Raw genomic sequence first — 17,740 nt, forward strand, 5'->3', positions numbered from 1 at the left:
GGTCAGGCCGACTACGCCGACGGGCGGCTGGCTGAAGACGCCGGTGGCCACGGCCTCGTAGTCGAAGTGCTGGGCATTGTCGCGGAAGACGGTCTGGTGGAAGGCGACGGCCTCGCGGATCGCCACGGGCGTCAGGTTCATCCGGTCGGTGACATCACCGATGGCCCAGATGTTTTCCGCCGTCGTCTTCGACCAGGGATCGACCTTGATCGCGCCCTCGTCGTTCAGTTCGACCCCGGCGTGCTCCAGACCCAGTTCCTTGACGTAGGGGATGCGGCCTGTGGCGAACATGACCACGTCCGTCTCCAGCTTCATGCCGTTTTCAAGGTGGTTCACCAGACCCGTCTCGGTCTTCTCGATCGACTGGTGCTGACAGCCCAGGATCACCTTGATGCCGCGCTTTTGAATTTCCGCCGCCAGATGGGCGCGGACGTCATCGTCAAAGCCGCGCAGGATGTTCGGCCCGCGATAGATCAGGGTCGTCTCCACGCCCAGACCGGCGAAGATGCCCGCGAACTCCACTGCGATATAGCCGCCGCCTGCGATCAGGATGCGTTTGGGCAGTTCGGGCAGGTGGAAGGCTTCTTCGGATGTGATGGCGTGTTCGATGCCGGGCAGGTCTTCCGGCTTCCAGGGGCGTCCGCCGGTGGCGATCAGGATTTTCTCAGCCGTGATCGTGCGGTTCTTGCCGATGATCTCGACCGTGTGCGCGTCCTTCAGGACTGCGCGGCCGTGGACCAGTTCGACACCTGCCTTGCCCAGATTGGCGGCGTAGATGCCCGACAGGCGGGCGATCTCGACATCCTTGGCCTCAAGGAATTTCGGCCAGTCGAACTTGGCGTTGTCGAAGGACCAGCCATAGCCCTCGGCGATCTCAAGCGCGTGGCTGACTTCCGAGGCCATGACCATGAACTTCTTGGGCACGCAGCCCCGGATCACGCAGGTGCCCCCGACGCGGTATTCTTCCGCCACCGCCACCTTTTTGCCGTCCAGCGCCGTCAGCCGCGCCGCCCGCACCCCGCCCGAACCGGCGCCGATGACAAACAGGTCGTAGTCGTAGGTGGTGGACATCTTCAACTCCGCACCCGACGCGCTCTGCGGTGAGCACGGCGGCGCAAGGGGACAAATCAGTAGGGCCGAACGGCTCAGGTCGATCTAGGCGCCGCCTGTGCGTCGGGCAAGGCGTGGCTCAGGGCGGCGATGCCGCAGACTGCACGCGCGCGAAGCGATAGCGGGTCACGTCGCGGGTGGTCGACGCCCAGGGCAGCAGGCCCAACTGACGCCGCTCATCCAGCAGTTCCAGCCTCAGGCCGTTGGTGTCCGCCGAGCGTCGTGCCGCATCCGGCCAGTAGGCCGCTGAGGGCTACAGCCCCCAGACCGACCCGACTGGAAATGCTCAAGGGGTGATCGTCTCGACGTTGTCGTCGTGGCCGATGATGGCCAGATCGGCCAGATCCAGAAACAGGCCGTGCTCCACCACGCCGGTGATCAGCTTCAGATCGTCAGCCAGACGGGCCGGATCTGTGATCGCCTTGCAGGCGGCGTCATAGATCAGGTTGCCGCCGTCGGTGCGGACCAGACCGCGATCCGCCTGACGCACGCGTGCCGGGGCGGCGATGTCATGATCGGCCAGAACATCGGCGATGCGGTTGCCCGTGGTCTTGTGTCCGAAGGCGACGACCTCGATCGGCAGGGGGAAGGTTCCCAGCACCGGCACGACCTTGGCGGCGTCCGCGATGACGATGCAGCGGGCCGACGCCTCCCACACCAGTTTCTCACGCAGCAGGGCCGCGCCGCCGCCCTTGATCAGGGCCAGACCGGGGCCGATTTCGTCGGCGCCGTCGACGGTCAGGTCGATGCGCGGCGTGTCCTCCAGCGTGGACAGGGTCAGGCCCAGTTCACGCGCCAGATCAGCGGTCTTTTCCGAGGTCGGCACGCAGCGCAGGTCGGGCAGGTTGCGCGCCGCCAGCGCCTTGACGAACCAGGCGGCGGTCGAGCCGGTGCCCAGTCCCACGATCATGCCCGCTTCAACGTGCTGGGCGGCGGCTTCGCCGGAAAGGCGTTTTTGATCATCTGCGCTCATGCCCGCTCCATACGGGCTGTGCGCGAAGGCGTGAAGGGGGCAGGGCTTGGGGCAGGCGACAATCGTGCTATTCGCGGGCTGATCGTTTCAGACTGAGGTAAGCCCGTGTCATCAATAAACCTGTTGGAAGCCGCTCTGGACGCCGCCTTCTCGGACCCGTCGCGGCAAGGCGGCGTGCAGACGGCCTTGCTGGCCGCCGAGCTCTATGTGTCGCCGACCGGCGGCAAACCTGCTGACGGCGTGGTTCTGGGGCGTGACGCGCCGTTCCGCCTTAACGGCATTGTCCTGCAGGAAGGGCATAACGCCACCGCCGCCTTCACGCGGACAGAGTTCGCCACCGCCCTGTTTGGTGAACCCGCAAGTATGGCCATTCGCGGTCGTCATCTGCTGGAAGCCTTCATTGGCGGGTGGATCGTGCTGAATCCGGGGCAGGAGAGAGGGCTGGTGCTGTCTCCAGCTGATATCGCAGCCATTCTAGCGCACGCGGGCGATGCGCAGCCTACCGTCGAAGATCCGAACATCGAAGTCTTGACGCCAGAGCCCGCGCCAACCGCTCTGATTGCGAACATGAAGGTAGTGCTGGACCATCCCGCAATCCGTTCGGCCTGGGTGTCGACGACGCGGGATCGGACGACCGGGCAAACCGGATGGCGGATGGAGGTCTATGGCGACCTTGAACTGGCCGAAGTCCGCGAGCGCGTACGTCAGGGCACCCGTGGTCTGGACTTCGGCGATGAGCCGCTGGATCTGCTGATCGGCCCCGCGTCCGACGCGGTCGGCGCAGGCCTGCGGATCATCTGATCCGGGTCAGTTCTTGCCGGACGCCTTGGCGGCCTTGGCCTTCTCGCGGAAGGCGGCTCCAGCGTCCGGCTTGAACGCCTGGCGGGCGCGACCAAAGGCCAGGGCGTCGGCGGGCACGTCCTTGGTGATGACCGAGCCGGAGGCGACGATGGCCCCGGCGCCAACGCTGACCGGCGCAACCAGCGAAGAGTTTGAGCCGATGAAGGCGCCGTCGCCGATCTCGGTGCGGGCCTTGTTGAAGCCGTCGTAGTTGCAGAAGATCGTACCTGCGCCGATGTTCGCGCCCGCGCCGACCGCGCCGTCGCCCAGATAGGCCAGGTGGTTGGCCTTGGCCCCTTCGCCCAGTTTGACGTTCTTGACCTCGACGAAGTTGCCGACCTTGACCCCTGTGGACAGGTCCGCGCCGGGGCGCAGGCGGGCATAGGGGCCGACCTCGGCGCCGGATGCGACGCGGGCGCCTTCGATGTGGCTGAAGCTACGGATGCGGGCGCCGCCTTCGATGCGGGCTCCGGGGCCGAAGACGACGAAGGGTTCGATGACCGTCCCGCCGCCGATCTCTGTGTCCCAGGCGAAGTGGACCGTGTCAGGCGCGCTCATGGTCACGCCAGCGGCCAGGAAGGTCTCGCGCTGCACCTTCTGGAACAGGGCCTCGGCCTGGGCCAGTTCACCCTGCGCGTTGACGCCCATTACGGAGTCTTCGGGCGCGAAGACGGCGCGGGTCGGGTGGTCGGCCTTGCGGGCCAGTTCGACCACGTCGGTCAGGTAGTATTCGCCCTTGGCGTTGTCGTTCCTCACGTCCGCCAGCAGCGAGAACAGCAGGGCGGCAGGGGCGGCCATGACGCCGGAGTTGCAGGCGGTGATAGCCAGAACCTCGGGTGAAGCCTCCTTGGCCTCGGTTATGGCGGTCAGGGTGTCGCCTTCGATGATCAGCCGCCCATAGGCACCCGGATCGCGCGCTTCAAAGCCGATGACCGTCACGCCCGTTGATCCGAAAACGGGTTCGATATCGGCGGCCTTCAGCAGCGGCACATCGCCATAGGTGACCACCACCTCGCCCTCGAACCCGGCCAACGCCTGTTCCGCCGCGCGGACGGCGTGACCCGTGCCCAGCGGCGGGTCTTGAACCGCGATGGCCGCTTCGCCCAGACGTTTGACGACATGGGCGCGGACCTCGGGCGAATGAACGCCGACCACCACCACGATCCGCTCGCAGCCCAGCGCCTCGGCGGCGTCAATGGCGTGGTCCAGCATGGCGCGTCCGCCAACCGGGTGCAGCACCTTGGGCAGCGGCGATTTCATCCGCGTGCCTTGCCCGGCGGCGAGAATGATGGCGGCGCGAGCGCGTGTCTGGCTGGTCATGAATCGTCCCGGCGTCTAGGTCTTCCTTCGCCGTCTACAATGCGCAGGCGAGCAATAGAACCGTCATCAGCTTTTGACGCCGTCATCCTCGGGCTTGACCCGAGGATCGGGCGCTGGGCGTGACATGCTGCTTGTTTCGTCGCACGTGCGGCGGAACCTCCGATCCTCGGGTGAAGCCCGAGGATGACGAACAAGGATGACCTGAGACCATGACCCATCGCGACCTAGAAGGCTGGACCATCGCCTTTGATCTGGATGGGACGCTGGTCGATTCCGCGCCGGACCTGATCGGAACCCTGAACCGGCTTCTGGTCGAAGAGGGTCTGCCGACGGTCGCGATGGAAGAGGCGCAAAAGCTGATCGGCTCCGGAGCGCGGGCCCTGCTGGTTCATGGCTTTGAGGCAGCAGGCGCATCGGTCGAGCGCGCGGAATCCGACGAGTTGTTCGAACGGTTCCTGACCGACTACACCGCCCATATCGCTGACGGCTCCCTGCCGTTCGAAGGCGTGGTCGAGACGCTGGAGCGGTTGACGGAGCGCGGCGCTATTCTGGTGGTGGCCACCAACAAGCGCTCGGACCTGTCGGAACTGCTGCTTGAAAAACTGGAACTGACCCGGCATTTCGCCGCCATCGTCGGTCCCGACCGCGTCAGCGCCCGCAAACCTTCCGGCGCCCATCTGAAGGAGGCCGTCACTCAGGCCGGTGGTGATCCCGAACGCGCCATCATGGTCGGTGACGCCGCGCCCGACGCCGGTGCAGCGCGTGACGCAGGCATGCCCTGCATCCTGACCACCTTCGGCTATACCCCCGTGCCGGTCGAGACGTTGGGCGGCGACGTGTTGATCGACGCCTTTGAAGACGTTGAGGAAGCCATCGACGGCGTCCTGTCCGACTTCTACGTCCTGAAGGCGCTCAAAGGGATGATGTAGAAAAACTGAGGGTGGGTTGCAGAAAAACTGACGCCCGAACCCGCGCCGGTACGGTTGCGGATTGCGGGCGCAATGGACAGATTGGCGCACTGTTTTGAAAGTACGTCCATGCTCGCCCGCCTCTTCAAAATCCCCCTGTGGCAACGCACAGCCGCAGGGTTCGCCCTGGGCATCCTTGCTGGACTGATACTGAGAGAAAAGGCCGAGGTCTGGCTCCAGCCGATCGGCGACGTCTATCTGAACCTGATCCGCATGGTGGTCGCGCCTCTGGTGCTGTTCACCATCGCCAGCTCCATCGCCAAGCTGGGCGAGGGGGCAGGGGCCGTGCGTCTGGGTGTGCGCACCATCGTCTGGTTCGCCATCACCTCCCTGTTGGCCGTTCTGGTCGGTTTCGCCTTTGGTCACATCATCAATCCGGGCGTGGGCCTGTCCAACCTGCCACTGGGCGAGGTCAAGGAACGGGTGATCCCGACTCCGCTTGAGGTTCTGATCGGCGTGGTGCCGCGCAACCCGTTTGCGGCTCTTGCCGAGGGCAAGGTGCTGCAGATCATCTTCTTCTCGGCGCTTGTCGGGATGGCGCTGGTGGCGCTGGGCGACCGGGCGCAGGGCGTACGGCGGCTGGTGGACGAAGGCGCCGCAGTCGTCTTCCGCATCACCCGCTGGGTGATCCAGCTGACGCCCATCGGCGTGTTCGGCCTGATCGGTTCCGTGGTCGGCGGTTACGGCTGGGAAGCCCTGCTGCCCCTGCTCAAGTTCATCGCCGCCATCTATGCCGCCTGCCTGTTCCACATCCTGATCGTCTATTCGGGTCTGTTGAAGTTGCATGGGCTGAAGGTCCGCAGCTTCTTCCGCGGCGCCTTTGCCGCGCAACAGACTGCCTTCGCTACCTCGTCGTCGCTGGGCACCCTGCCGATCACCCTGCGCCAGACGGTCGAGCGTCTGGGCGTACCCCAGGCCTATGCCGCCTTCGCCGTGCCCCTGGGCGCCAATGTGAAGATGGACGGCTGCGGCGCCATCTATCCGGCCATCGCCGCGATTTTCATCGCCCAGTATTTCAAGATCGACCTGACGATCACCCAGTACATCCTGATCGGCCTCACGGCGGTTCTGGGCTCGCTGGGCACGGCGGGGGTTCCGGGAACCTCCATCGTCATGCTGACCCTGACCCTGTCCACAGCGGGCCTGCCGCTGGAAGGCATCGGCTATATCGTCGCCATCGACCGCATCATCGACATGATGCGCACAGCGACCAATGTGACCGGCCAGATGGTCGTGCCGGTGCTGGTGGCCAAGGAAGAAGGCATCCTGAACGAGGACATCTATAACGGTCACGTCGCCTGGCTGCCGGGCGACCCGGATGCGGACACCGCAGAGACGGTGAAAGCCGCAGGAATCTGAAACGGACGCTTGCGTGATGCGGAGGAGCGGGCTACATCGCCGCCTCCGCAAGGCAAGGACGCGTAGCTCAGCGGGAGAGCACCTCGTTCACACCGAGGGGGTCACAGGTTCAATCCCTGTCGCGTCCACCATCCTTCCCTTTTAAGCGATTGCCCGACACCGCTGTTTTGCAGGGCTTGTCTGGCGGCAGACACTCGGCGATCGTGCCAAGTCAAATACAGGAAAGCCGTCGCCCTGCGATGAGAACGACGGCTCAGGCTGCCGCGGCCGATCGGCATGCGAATCTGGACCGTTTTAGGAATGGTCCGCCGTCAGATCGGCCGTGGGGTAGTCACGCGGGCTCAAGGCTACGGTCTACGTGCACTCACATTTCAGACCAATGACATGATTGGGTGGCAGGTTGGTGCCACCGGTTTGCGGCGCCACCTTGTGACCCCAGTTGGCGCCATTGCCTCCATAAAGAATGGCCCGGCATTGTTGCTGCAACTCGACGCCGGCGATCCGACCCGCGATTTCCGGGTGGTGATATGTGGTCGGTCCACGCAGTTGGCGGAGCGTTGCACTGTCACGCGGGACCAGCAGCACGGTTTCGCCATTTCCAATCGCGAAAAGCTGCCTGTTTTCAGCATCCTTTGCGGCGCATTCAGCGACTTGCATCGGAGCGAAACTGGCTTTGGCGACGGTGGCTGACGCCCCGCTTGCATGAATGGACGCCGCAGCCAAGGCGACGGTTGCTGTAATCGCGGCAAATACTGGAACTTGATAAGACTTTTTCAAAATGGCCTCCCTAAGGCGTCTAGTTTTCACCCTCTAACCGAGCGTGTTATCGTCCGAAGACGCCATTGGGATAACATGGATTCATCAACTTGGAAGTGTGCAAAAATCTCCCATAGTTGTGTTTTGCGGGCTCTCCGCCGCATTGGGAGCGATGTTGCGCTTTCAGCCGCTTCACCGCGCTTCAGGTAGAAGTTGCGTGGGTTGGAAGGGCGGTATGGCGCAGCCGAGAGCGCGTCGCGCCGGGTTGCTCTAAAGCCGGTCAGTGCTCGCATATGCGCTGAAAAGACGATGGTGGGTGATCACAGGTTCGAACTGTGGACCCGCTGATTAAGAGTCAGAGGCGAGGCGTTGATTTTACTGATATTCGCTTGATTGTTCTGTGAATGTTTACGGCTGCTAAACGACTGATTTGATTGGAGTATGATGTTGAGTCTGACGGGCGATGCGGTTGGCTCTAGTGCGGCTTGCTGGCCCATATAATCACTGTCTCGCCAGCTAGGTTTTCGATGAGCCTCTCTCGGATGAGAGGCTCATCCTCCTCATCAGGAGACACAATGGTCGCGACTGACCGAACTTCAAATCCGACCCCTTTCAGAAACTCGGCCAGTCTGGTGTGCCTGAAATAGTGGATGTGCCACGGCGGCGCCCACCACTTCCAATCCTGACGCTCTGCCTGCGCCTTGGCGCTTCCCCAGTGCGGTAGAGCGAGTATCAGCAGGCCGCCAGGGCGAAGCAAATCCCAGAACTTTCTCAGCGCTGCATATGGATCCGGCATGTGTTCAAGTGCGTGGCTTGAGCAAATGGCGCCAACCCCACTTAGGATAGGAAAATCCGGGTCAAGGACCGTTCCCGACCATGCCTGAGCGCCATGGGCGCGAATAAATGAGGTAGCGTCGCCGTTCGGATCTATACCCCAAGCGTCATATCCAATCCGCGACCATTCAATGGGCCCGAGGCCGTGGGAGCAGCCTACGTCCATCAATGTCTCGCCATCCTGAATGCCGTTGCACCGCAGATCGCGTTGAAAATCAGCAGCCTGTTGACGCCAAGGGGACGGATCGCGCAACCAATCCGCCGCTATTCCATCGCCTTGGTCACTGAAGCAGTTCTTCTCTCGATATGCGTTTGACAAGTCCGGTATGGGCCAAATCATTTCGGCTCCGCACTCACATTCGACAAGCCTCCAGTCGTCGTGACGCAAGGTCACTGCACCAGATCGGGACGCGCAAGCGGGACAGATGAAGCGTTCGTGGAGCATTGAAAATTATCGCTCCAATAATCCTCGAGCGCAAGGCTAGGTGGTGATCTGGCTTGGCGCACTAGTGTAGTCGCTTACATAGCTTGCTGGTGCGTAATAGGATCCGACAACCTTTGCGCGACCGGTAGCGTCAGAGAACTCGATATTATTCTTCACCTTGTTGCCACCCGAACCAAGGAACGCGGGTGTCTCGATGACAAGTGATGTGTCGCCGGTTCCGACGAAAATATCTGACCAGGTATTGTTGGCTGCAGAGCCGTTATCGTTAAAATCGACACCCTTCAGTCGCCGGATAGGCAAGATGCTGCCACCGCTCGTGTAGGCCTGGCTAAGGACTCCGTGCTTAGCGTTCTTGTCAACTCGGAAGCCGTTGATCCGAGCCATCAGGCATTCCGGTGAAAAACGCAGACCGATCCCATTATTCAGATAGCTCGCCCCTCCATTGATATCGACTTGAGCTACAGCGCCTAAGACGATTCCGTCTCCCCCGCTCGTTCCGACATCCACGCCGGTGAGAATGCAATCAAAACAACCTATGAAGAGGGCGGCGTCGGTTAAGCTGCCGCAATAGTCGATTGCCAGGTCATAGGCTTTCGATAGGCCACGTGCCGCCCCAAGATACAGACCGGAACGGTTGCTACCTTGGAGGTAGAGATTGCTAGATTGCAGTCCAAAGCCGTAGGCACCGTCAGATCTGTCCATAAACTCGACGATATGTTGCGGCAACGGGATGTTTGTCGGGTTCCCGTTCAGAAGAAGGTTTTCAAGAACCACGTGTCCTGACTTTGGACGCGCCCGGATCAGTGGGGCAGTAGAGCCGTCAGCCAGCTTGAGGCCCACGCCACGGTCAAAACCCCGTCCGTTCAGACCGCGTGTACGTTCACCAGCACCAAGCCCAATGAAGGCGACGCCCAAGCCCGCAACAGTTGATGTGTCCCGCACCTCCAACCCGCTTGTCACGTAGAAAGTTGCCGTTCCGCGCGGGTCCGTCCCATCCTGTGGCGGGATGAAAAGGGCGCCATTGTAGGGCTGGAGCAGATCGATAGCCCTCTGAAGTTCTGCTTGGTTGTCTTTCAGCGTGCCATTCGGGTTGAACAGCGAGACGCCGAAATCCGTCACTGCATTGGCAAAATGTTTGTGGCGATCACGAAGATTCGACGGAACGATGCCCGCACCGGAGCCTCCGATGGGAACCGGGAAGACCTTGCCCGAATAGTCGCCAGCATCGACATTACCGAGGTTGGAATTGGCTTTACCGATAAGACCGATACTTTCACCAGCCTCTTCCACGGCATCAGCGATGAGCTGCGCCAGATCCTGCTGCTGAGCGGTCAGTCGGTTCAGCGCTTGGTCAACAGACCCGACAGGGACATTGTTGGCTGGCGAGAAGTTGGAAGCGCGCATCGGCCGGACGTTCCGCCAAATCCGCACCTCACCTGTCGCGGGCACGTTCAGAGAGACGGCTCCGCCTGCGTACCCGCCTCCATCCAGCAGAGTGCCGCTGAATGTGAAGTCTGACTGAAGCAACTTGACGCCATCGATCGATACCGACAGGTTCTCCTTTGCGAACAGGCTGAAGCTGATCGGAAATACGGCCTGCGCCGATGCGGTGAACGTCGCGAACGTCGGTTCGTCGGGAATGGTGAGGCGGGCCATTGCGGCAGATTGTGCGACCGTCGCAATGGCTCAACGCACGGGGGTTAGTGGGTTGTTGGCCTGACCAAGATCACAGGGTGTCCACCGCTGACGGGCCGCTGGGCGTCCTGCAGGATCATCCCGTCACGCTCCATTTCGGCGAGCAGCGCTTTGACCCTGGAATAGCCGTGTCGCTGGAACCGCTTGATGATGTCGCGCTGGGTCGCGCCCGGAGAAGCGTGGACCTGCTGGAGGATTCGGCCCTTCAGGTCGTCCTGGCTGGCGCTGCGGCTCGTGGTGAGAGAGCGCATGGAGGGCGTCATCGGCAAGCCGAGCACCTCCCACAGCTCACGAGCCGACTGCCGGCAAAAGGTCACTCGCGCCTCGTTCACCATCTGACGGCGCTCCTGAAGAGTCAGGCCGTCGTGCAGTTGGGGGACGTGGGGCAGGGCGACTTCCTGACCTGAAGGGCCGAAATGGTCAGCGAGAACCTGGAAGCACTCTCGCCGGTATAGGGTGATCTTGTCTCTGATCTCAGGCCGCACCCGCGCGGCGTCGACGCCGAACAGCCAGCCGTTGAGCAGGTGGAGGGGGAGGCAGATGGTTTCCTGGACGCCGCCGCTGGAAGGTGTTGCCATCATGGCAACGGCTTCTTTCAGGATTGGATCGCGGTCTATGCGCCGGTACTGCGCCGACCAATCCAGACCCAGCGCCTCGACTATGGGACGCATCGCCACGAAGGGTTCGCCCTCGCGCTCAAAGGCGAACAGGGTGTCGCCGTGAAAGTCTATGGTGGCGAGTTCCATCAGTGGCCCCGCAGGAATGCCAGAACCTCGCCCAGCATGGACCGATCCGTTCCATCGGCGCGCTCGGCGTTCCCCTCGTCGATCCACGCTAGCACGACCGCCAGCTTTCCTGCGGCGTCGGCATGGGTCTGGATCGGGGCCTTGGCCACCAGATCCCATATGGCCTCTTTGGTGGTCCACGCGGGTTCGAAGACGGCGTCATGCTCGGAATCGTGCTCCGACCAACGCATGATCGCATTCGTGGCGAAAAACGCCCTCGCCAGTTCAGCGGGTGGCGCGGGTATGCTAGAGGCTTCGCAGGCCATGACGTGATCCTCGGTGATCCGTTTCGGTTTAGGGCCGAGGAAAGGCTGCAATCCTTGCCTTGGCCCGTACTTTCTGGCATTAGAAAGTCATGTCGTCAAGCGTTTCTAACGTTAGAAAGAAAACCGGCCGTCCCCCGGTGAACGCGGTGCCGTTGTCGGTGCGCGTCCCTCCCGACCTCCTGACCGCTGTCGATCAATTCATTGACGAGCGCCGAGCATACGGCGAAGCTCTATCCAGGCCCGAGGCTATCCGTCGCTTGGCGACCGAAGCGCTTCAGAAGATGGGGCTCTATAGGCTCTGACCCTTTTGACGCCGCGATCATCCAAAAAGGCGTTGCAGCTAATGTCCTGCTTGCACACTCGCGTTCGGAATGCAGTGCGGATCGCAACATCACCGAGAACGATGTCGAGGGCTGCCATCCGTCGTTCGGCAGCATCTGCGCCAACTTCCTGCGCCAAATCTGACCGGATGCTTTCTCGGACATCGCTACATAGAAGCACCGCGACCCTTCCAGAATCGAGCAGCGGCTCAGCGCCATAACCGATGTAGTAGGCTGCCTGGTCGGTGCAGGCCTGATATCGAATCATATTGTCGTAGTTTTGAGCCGCCGTCATTTGCAGGGCGACTGCTAAAAGCATCTCAATACCCACCATCACGCGCCTCGTCCCTTCGCCTGATCTTCTCTGCCGCCATGTCCTGTAGGTCGCTGGCGTACCGCTCGTTTATCATGGCGCTCGCATCACGACGATAGGCGGTGATCACGTCCTTGATGTACTCGGCCTTGCCGCCGTCAGGGCCGTCGGTCAGGCTGAAATAATAGTCGCTGTCGGCGTGTTGACCGGACACGACCGCGTTCAATTGTTCGAACGCAGGCTCGCCCGCCAGACGTAGCATTTCGCTGTAGATGTCTGGACGGTTCTTTAGACTGACGCTTTCGCCCATGACGCTGATCGTCCGCCCCGGCATCGACACCGAGACGCCGTTGTTCAGGATTTCGAGATCGATGGCCGAGCCGCCAGCCGCGCGGGTTTGCACCGGCACGATGGCGTCATAGACGGTTCCCAGGCCAGTCTGATAGGTGCGCGGTTTGCCCCACAGATCGCGCTGCGGAGGCAACTCGTCGCTGAACCCCGGGATGGTGTTGCGGATTGCATCGACCACGCCTGCCGTCTCGCGCAGGTAATCGTCGGCTCCACGGCGCGTCATGCGGAGAGCGGAACTGCCGGGGATCATCCCGGAAATGCGCTGCTTCAGAAGACGTTCGGCATCGTCTGGCGTGCCGTCGAGCATTGCTGACGTGAACTCTGAGGCGCCCTTCAGGATGGTCTTGTCGAAGAAGGCCTGTCCGATGGCCTGCACGGCGTGGGCCGCAACTTCGTCCCATTCCTGGCGCCCAGCATCGTCCCAATCGCTGTTCTTCATAAGGTCGGCCATGTCGCCAATCAGGGCGAGGCCTTGCCCCAGTGGGTCGGCGCGCTCGAAGCTGTACCAGCGATCACCGAATCGGACGGAGTAGGGTTGCCAGACCTGACCGCCATACTCGTCGGATCGCATCAGGGCCTCTTTCTGGGCGCGGTTGCCCGGCCCCTGGCCCGTGATCTGTCCGTCCATCGCCATGCCCATCCAAACGGACCACAAGGCCGTGCCGACGGCCATCCGCGCCTTGGCGGTTTCAGCAGCGGCACCCCCAGCAGCAAGATCATTACGGAAGCGGCGGCTGAAGGGAGCGAGGGGAGAATAGCGCATCCCCATGCTGATTAGGTTAGCGGGCGTCTTGATGAAGGGAAGAATGACCGTTCCAAACGGCACCGGCGTGGAGTCTGCGCCTTCACGCAGCGCCATGAAGCCCTCGGCAATGGTTTCGCGCGGAGATTCCTTCTGCCCCTTGAACTCTCGGGTTGTGATGTCCCGCGTGAACGTCAGGTCGTGCATTTCCTGCTCGGCCGCTTTCAGCATGTCATCGGTCGGGTTCTCCAGCAGATCAGCCATGCGCTGCGCCGCAGGTCCGCCCTCCAGCCCTTCGTGCATCGTCTGACGGAAAGCCTGGGCGTGCAGTTCGCCCCGCGCCGCAATCGACTTGAACGCATCATCGGTCAGGTTGTTGATGTTCGACGGCGCGTTGACGATCATGTTCATGATGTCGAGCGTACGGCCCAGCACGCTATCTTCTTCGACGCGCCATGCGGCTGCTGACAGGGGGCGGTCTGCGCCGCTGCCCAGCATCCCAGCCTCTTCGCGCTCGGCGCGCAGCTTCAGGCCATCGGGAATGGAGTCGTCCAGACCCGGCGCCATGCCCCGAAACAGGCCGTCCCGACGCAGAGATTCGCCCGCGTTCGCCCCGATCCGTTCCGCCGCCTGCATGGGGTTCAGCTTGAACATGTCGCGAAGCGCCATCTGGTAGCCATGCACCAGCGCCGTCGCCTCACCGATCTGCGTTGACGCATTGCCTCCGAACGCGCGGGCGAGGCGAGGGGACACGGCACGGCTGGCGATGTTCATGCCCAGAATGCCGACGTTGCCGACGGCGTTGATTACGGGCGTGCCAATGCCGGACAACAGGCTGTTGGTGTAGATGAACTTGGCGACATCGCGCGTCCGCGCGCCCCAGCCGTTCTTGATCATCTGGTTCAGCGCTACGTCGCCCGCCTCAGCAGCCGCCAACACCCGGCTCGCCAGTTCCTGAGCGCTGTTCGCTCCGCCGATATCCGCCAGCAGGCTATCGACCTGACGCAGATAGGAGGCGGGCTGTCCGGCCGGAATCTTGAAGGCGTTCAGCGCGCGACCGGCCTCGGCACGGGCACCCAACAGTTCATTCTGGATGGCGCTGTGTGCGGCGGTCGCGCGACGGAAGGCGTATTGGTTCGCGACCGTCGGGTTTTCCTGCACCGCCCGCGCAAGCTCCAGCACCTTGGACGCGCTGGCGTTGGTTGCCTCGCGGAAGGCCAGTGCCGTTTCTGCATTGACCGCCTCCCCCGCGCGACGGCTGGCCATCTCCTGAACCCAATCGACCTTGCCGGATGCGGCACGGGTATCTTCCCACGTCCGCGTCGCACGGCGGGCCAGATCGGCGTCCTTGGCGAAACGATCCGCCATGCCGACGATGACGGCCTGCACGTCCTCGGGCGTGTCCAGGCGCGATAGGTTGATATCGAAGACGTTGGCGGACGGCGCGGCCTCGGCCACCTCTGCGGCCATCTCGGCGGGTTGTTTACTGGTCGAGCGCTCGGCTCGCTGTATTTTACGCGTGAGCAAAGCCGCGTCTGTTTCGGTGCGCTCCCTAAACCTCGGCGCCTCAGGATCGCCCAGCACAGCCTTGATCTGTTGCTGCATGGCCTCGCCTTCAATCTCGGCGCGCGGCTTGGGTAGATCGGGCGGCACCTGCAGCCCTTCGGCGGCCGCAACCTCACGCGCCATCAACTTGGTCTGGCGCGCGGCGCGCAGCGCACGGACGCCGCCGATCAGGGCGTCTGTGGCCAGCCCCAGGCCCGCACCCTCCAGCGCGTTCTTGGCGCGGCCCAGCAGTTCGGGGTCATCCTCCTTGGCGGCGAGGAAATCAAAGACTGGAGCCACGGCGTCCGGCGCATGCTCCGCCAACAGGTTGGACAGGCGTTCCTCCTGCCCGTCGAACACGGTGAAGTCTGCCAGTGCGCCTTGAGCCATTGCCTTACCGACACGGCCTGCGGTCGCCGCCGCCTTCCAGCCGCGCAGCGCTGCGCCACCGCCTGCCCATCCAGCCGCGAACTGTGTGATGCCCTCGATCAGGCGCCCCGTGACCGTCTCGGGGCGCTCTTCCTCCGTTTGGGGCGCACGGATGCGCGCGGCTCCAAGGCGCTGCCATATTGACCTTTGTCCGTACTGCGCCGCCTCCTGATCGGCCTGCGCCTGTTTGCGCGTCGTCAGTTCCAGCTTGAAGGGCGTCGATGCATCACCATCCAGACCCGACCACGCAATGGTGCCGGGGACGTACTGCTCGATCCAGTCGCCCGCCTCGTCAATCAGGTCCATCGTGGCGTTGAACGCCCGCTTTCCGCCCGACACGATGGCCTGACCGCCTTCGAGAAACAGACCCTTGCCGACATCCTTCGCCACGCCAATGGCCATTTCATCGGTGATGCCGAAACCGGCCTGCACAGCGTTGCTCAGGTCGCGCGTTTCCTGATCCAGGGCTGCGCTCTCACGCTCTTCCTGTCGCCGGGCATAGGACATGTCGAGCGGGGCAGATGCAGGGTCGCTGCCGACCACGCGCGCCCAGACGTTGCGATTGGGGTCCAGCTCGTAACCCTGCGCGCGCAGGCTCTCCGGCGTGTCGGTCGGCGCCAGATCCTGGCTGTTGATCACTCGATAGTTGGCATTCGTCGCATCGCTGCCGCGCCCAGCCAGAGCCTGCACATAGTTGCGCGTCTCGGCCGAATAGCGGCTCCAGTCCTTTCCGCGCGACCGCGCATTTCCGGGACCGGAGTTGTACGCCGCCAGCGCCAACTCAGTGTCGCCGCCGAAGGCCGTGAGCTGCTGAGACATGTAGCGAACACCGCCGTCGATGTTCTGGCGCCAGTCATTGGGGTTCACACCCATATCGCGCGCCGTCCCCGGCATCAGCTGCATCAGGCCGCGCGCGCCGACCGGGGAGACTGCGCTCGGATCGAAGCTCGATTCCTGACCGATCTGGCGCACGATCAGCTCAGGATCGACGCCATGCTCCTGCGCCTTGCTCCGGGCGAAGGACTCGATTTCGTTGCGGCTGGGGTTAGCGGCCATGAAGAATCTCGTTTCGCTTCTGGTTGAATTCGCGCGTGGACATGGGGCGTCCGGTTCCCGCGCGTTGGTTGCGTTCGGCAGACAGGGCGGCGAGGCGGGCGGCCTGATCGGTTTGCGCGGCCTGCTGATTGGCCGGACGGCCCGCGCCCTGACCGCCGAACACGGTCTTGGCGACAAACTCTCCGAACTCGATCCGCTGTTGCAGCGTGGCGTCAGGGTTGGCTCGCGCCCAGGTCACGGCGTGCGCTTCAGCCTGCGCCATAGGAACCGCATTGCCGCGCTGGCTCATGCCGGGGCGGCGTGACGCATCACGAACCGGCGCGAGCACGTCCGCGACGATGGGCTTCAGGGCGCGGTCGTTCAGACCCTGCAGGGTGCGCGCCTGCCCCTGCGTGATGATGCCTGCCGAAAGGGCGTCTGCGATCTCGGATGTCGACAGGGTTCCAGCCTGTGCCGAATCCCTGATCTCGCCATAGGCCAGACGCGCATTGGTGCGCTCAAGCTGCGCATCGCGGTTGGTGTCCGCGCGCTCGCGACGTTCTTGAGTGCGAACCGAGTTGATCAGGCCCGCCTTCGCCGTGTCGCTCAGATCGGCCCGCGCCTTGATGTCGCTCTCTGTGACCTCCCCCATCAGAATGCCAAGGCGCAGATCGCCAACGGCTTCCCGCTCGGCGGCGCGTGCAGCACGCTCGGTTTCCTCCTGCAGACGCTTCTCTTCACGGTCGGCTGCGCTGAAGACGCGCACCTGTTCCAGCGCATCACGATTCACGCGTGCGCGACGTTCAGGCGTCAGGTCTTTGAAGGCCTCGCCCTGCAGCACCTCAGCGTTCAGGAAGCGCGTCGCTGCCGCCAGCCCAGCCTGTCCGCCCCCGGCGTCAGAATAGGCCTGCACCGCAACGCGAGCGATGCCCGCACCCAGCACGGCCTCATCGACCTTGTTGTCATCCAGAGCCCGCTGCTCAGGCGAATAGGTGATGGCGGGATTGTCTTGACGCTGCTGCTGCAACGACTGCCGCTCGTCGGCGGCGGCGAGATATTCCGGCGCATCCTGGCCGCCCGGCTGCGAGGCCAGCGCGATCAGGCGCTCATCCAGCTCACGCACCCGCACAGTGAGGGCCTGGTTCGTCTCTGCCTCGTCCCGTTGCGACCGCGCATCCGCAACGGACGACAATCCGCTCGCCGTCACGCCAGTGGCGTATTGCTCTACAGCGACGGCGAAGTCCGGGGGCGCGCCCTGGATAAAGCCGGACACCATCTCCTTGGCGGCCTGCTCATATCCGATGGGATCATAGCGAAAATCGCGGCGGATCTGGCGTTCACGTGCATCCACATCACTGCGAACCCGCGCACTATAGGCCGTCTCCACCGCAGACTGCCGCGCCGCCGCGACATCACCAAAGGTGAAGCGCGGCGCCACATAGTCTTTCTCGCCCGCCGCAATGGCCGCGCCTTCCTCCATTCCGCGCGCCTGGGCGCGACGTATCTGGTTGGGCTTGGCCGCCTCCGACAGCCGGTCGAATACGCGGGTCGCCTGATCCCACATCTGACCTTCGCCGTTCCGAAGATCGACCTGCGGCGCGATGTTCGAGACTTCGATATTGCGGCGCGGCTGCGCGCTCTGTCCGGTCGCCAT

Annotated in this window: 14 protein-coding genes and 1 tRNA gene; 4 read left to right on the top strand and 11 right to left on the bottom strand. The window is 63.2% G+C overall.

The genetic code is table 11. The features are described 5' to 3' along the window. Positions 1-1,071, bottom strand: a 1,071-nt coding sequence (locus QZ281_RS13790; protein WP_292229288.1) for an FAD-dependent oxidoreductase, incomplete at its 3' end; no start/stop codon positions are given. A gap of 325 nt (positions 1,072-1,396) precedes the next feature. Then, positions 1,397-2,083: a ribose-5-phosphate isomerase RpiA gene (rpiA, locus tag QZ281_RS13795; protein WP_292229290.1), complete on the bottom strand. Its 687-nt coding sequence runs from the start codon at positions 2,081-2,083 to the stop codon at positions 1,397-1,399. A 105-nt stretch (positions 2,084-2,188) separates the two neighbouring features. Between rpiA and QZ281_RS13800 the strand changes: the two genes are divergently transcribed. Continuing rightward, positions 2,189-2,884 carry an SseB family protein gene (locus QZ281_RS13800; protein WP_292229292.1) on the top strand — a complete coding sequence of 232 codons (696 nt, stop codon included), beginning with the start codon at positions 2,189-2,191 and terminating at the stop codon, positions 2,882-2,884. Positions 2,885-2,890: 6 nt separating this feature from the next. Here the strand turns inward: QZ281_RS13800 and glmU are convergent, their stop codons facing one another. After that, positions 2,891-4,243, bottom strand: coding sequence for a bifunctional UDP-N-acetylglucosamine diphosphorylase/glucosamine-1-phosphate N-acetyltransferase GlmU (gene glmU, locus QZ281_RS13805; RefSeq protein WP_292229294.1), 1,353 nt, complete (start codon positions 4,241-4,243; stop codon positions 2,891-2,893). A 209-nt stretch (positions 4,244-4,452) separates the two neighbouring features. On the opposite strand from glmU, the gene QZ281_RS13810 reads away from it, so the two are divergent. From QZ281_RS13810 to QZ281_RS13820, 3 genes are all read left to right on the top strand, one after another. Then, positions 4,453-5,172 (top strand): HAD-IA family hydrolase, encoded by a 720-nt coding sequence (locus QZ281_RS13810; protein WP_292229296.1) that lies wholly within the window; start codon positions 4,453-4,455, stop codon positions 5,170-5,172. A 108-nt stretch (positions 5,173-5,280) separates the two neighbouring features. Beyond that, on the top strand, positions 5,281-6,570 hold the full coding sequence (locus tag QZ281_RS13815; protein WP_292229298.1) for a dicarboxylate/amino acid:cation symporter: 1,290 nt from the start codon (positions 5,281-5,283) through the stop codon (positions 6,568-6,570). A 56-nt stretch (positions 6,571-6,626) separates the two neighbouring features. After that, positions 6,627-6,701 (top strand) — tRNA-Val (locus QZ281_RS13820). 223 nt (positions 6,702-6,924) lie between these two features. Here the strand turns inward: QZ281_RS13820 and QZ281_RS13825 are convergent. The 8 genes from QZ281_RS13825 to QZ281_RS13860 all read right to left on the bottom strand — a co-directional run bounded on the left by QZ281_RS13825 (position 6,925) and on the right by QZ281_RS13860 (position 17,740). Next, on the bottom strand, positions 6,925-7,347 hold the full coding sequence (locus QZ281_RS13825) for a hypothetical protein (protein ID WP_292229299.1): 423 nt from the start codon (positions 7,345-7,347) through the stop codon (positions 6,925-6,927). Between the two features lie 454 nt (positions 7,348-7,801). Beyond that, positions 7,802-8,548: a class I SAM-dependent methyltransferase gene (locus QZ281_RS13830; protein WP_292229301.1), complete on the bottom strand. Its 747-nt coding sequence runs from the start codon at positions 8,546-8,548 to the stop codon at positions 7,802-7,804. 93 nt (positions 8,549-8,641) lie between these two features. Continuing rightward, on the bottom strand, positions 8,642-10,261 hold the full coding sequence (locus QZ281_RS13835; RefSeq protein WP_292229303.1) for a hypothetical protein: 1,620 nt from the start codon (positions 10,259-10,261) through the stop codon (positions 8,642-8,644). Between the two features lie 44 nt (positions 10,262-10,305). Beyond that, a complete protein-coding gene (locus QZ281_RS13840; protein WP_292229304.1) occupies positions 10,306-11,046 on the bottom strand; it encodes a phage antirepressor N-terminal domain-containing protein in 741 nt (246 codons plus the stop codon). Further along, positions 11,046-11,276, bottom strand: a complete 231-nt coding sequence (locus tag QZ281_RS13845; protein WP_292229306.1) for a hypothetical protein — start codon at positions 11,274-11,276, stop codon at positions 11,046-11,048. The genes QZ281_RS13840 and QZ281_RS13845 overlap by 1 nt, the downstream gene beginning before the upstream one ends. Before the next feature lie 321 nt (positions 11,277-11,597). Further along, positions 11,598-12,008: a hypothetical protein gene (locus tag QZ281_RS13850; protein WP_292229309.1), complete on the bottom strand. Its 411-nt coding sequence runs from the start codon at positions 12,006-12,008 to the stop codon at positions 11,598-11,600. Continuing rightward, positions 11,992-16,107: a transglycosylase SLT domain-containing protein gene (locus tag QZ281_RS13855; RefSeq protein ID WP_292229311.1), complete on the bottom strand. Its 4,116-nt coding sequence runs from the start codon at positions 16,105-16,107 to the stop codon at positions 11,992-11,994. The genes QZ281_RS13850 and QZ281_RS13855 overlap by 17 nt, the downstream gene beginning before the upstream one ends. Further along, on the bottom strand, positions 16,097-17,740 hold the full coding sequence (locus tag QZ281_RS13860) for a hypothetical protein (protein ID WP_292229313.1): 1,644 nt from the start codon (positions 17,738-17,740) through the stop codon (positions 16,097-16,099). The genes QZ281_RS13855 and QZ281_RS13860 overlap by 11 nt, the downstream gene beginning before the upstream one ends.

The sequence above is a fragment of the Brevundimonas sp. genome (assembly GCF_018608325.1).
GTDB lineage: Bacteria > Pseudomonadota > Alphaproteobacteria > Caulobacterales > Caulobacteraceae > Brevundimonas.

What these genes read in the sequence shown, in the direction of transcription:
- rpiA (WP_292229290.1), bottom strand. Translation starts at nt 2,083, where the DNA reads ATGAGCGCAGATGATCAAAAACGCCTTTCCGGCGAAGCCGCCGCCCAG.
- glmU (WP_292229294.1), bottom strand. Translation starts at nt 4,243, where the DNA reads ATGACCAGCCAGACACGCGCTCGCGCCGCCATCATTCTCGCCGCCGGG.
- QZ281_RS13810 (WP_292229296.1), top strand. Translation starts at nt 4,453, where the DNA reads ATGACCCATCGCGACCTAGAAGGCTGGACCATCGCCTTTGATCTGGAT.
- QZ281_RS13815 (WP_292229298.1), top strand. Translation starts at nt 5,281, where the DNA reads ATGCTCGCCCGCCTCTTCAAAATCCCCCTGTGGCAACGCACAGCCGCA.
- QZ281_RS13835 (WP_292229303.1), bottom strand. Translation starts at nt 10,261, where the DNA reads ATGGCCCGCCTCACCATTCCCGACGAACCGACGTTCGCGACGTTCACC.
- QZ281_RS13840 (WP_292229304.1), bottom strand. Translation starts at nt 11,046, where the DNA reads ATGGAACTCGCCACCATAGACTTTCACGGCGACACCCTGTTCGCCTTT.
- QZ281_RS13845 (WP_292229306.1), bottom strand. Translation starts at nt 11,276, where the DNA reads ATGCGTTGGTCGGAGCACGATTCCGAGCATGACGCCGTCTTCGAACCC.
- QZ281_RS13855 (WP_292229311.1), bottom strand. Translation starts at nt 16,107, where the DNA reads ATGGCCGCTAACCCCAGCCGCAACGAAATCGAGTCCTTCGCCCGGAGC.
- QZ281_RS13860 (WP_292229313.1), bottom strand. Translation starts at nt 17,740, where the DNA reads ATGGCGACCGGACAGAGCGCGCAGCCGCGCCGCAATATCGAAGTCTCG.